Origin of the sequence: Massilia sp. CT11-108 (genome assembly GCF_047302915.1) — a bacterium.
Lineage (GTDB): Bacteria > Pseudomonadota > Gammaproteobacteria > Burkholderiales > Burkholderiaceae_D > Telluria > Telluria orientalis.
On the sequence record NZ_JBKYMO010001306.1, the window covers coordinates 1 to 387 of the forward strand.

Consider the following 387-nt stretch of genomic DNA (forward strand, 5'->3'; position numbering starts at 1 on the left):
CGGCCGGGCCGCGCCAGTCCAGCGCCACGCCGCCCAGCGCGAGCCGGCCCTGCGCGTCGACGGTGCCGTCGACGAGGTTCATCTTCGGCATGCCGATGAAGCCGGCGACGAACACGTTCGCGGGCCGCTCGTACAACGCCATCGGCGCCCCGACCTGCTGCACGCCCGTCGGCCCCAGCACGACGATGCGGTCGGCCAGGGTCATTGCCTCGACCTGGTCGTGGGTCACGTAGACCATCGTCGCGCCCAGCTGCTTGTGCAGCCGCGCGATCTCGACGCGCATGTCGGCGCGCAGCGCGGCGTCCAGGTTCGACAGCGGTTCGTCGAACAGGAAGGCGCGCGGCTTGCGCACGATGGCGCGGCCGATGGCCACGCGCTGGCGCTGCC

At 72.9% G+C, this 387-nt stretch carries 1 protein-coding gene; it reads right to left on the reverse strand.

All coding sequences use genetic code 11. The features are described 5' to 3' along the window. On the reverse strand, positions 1-387 hold a 387-nt coding region (locus ACEN88_RS34530; protein WP_413346913.1), incomplete at both ends, for an ABC transporter ATP-binding protein.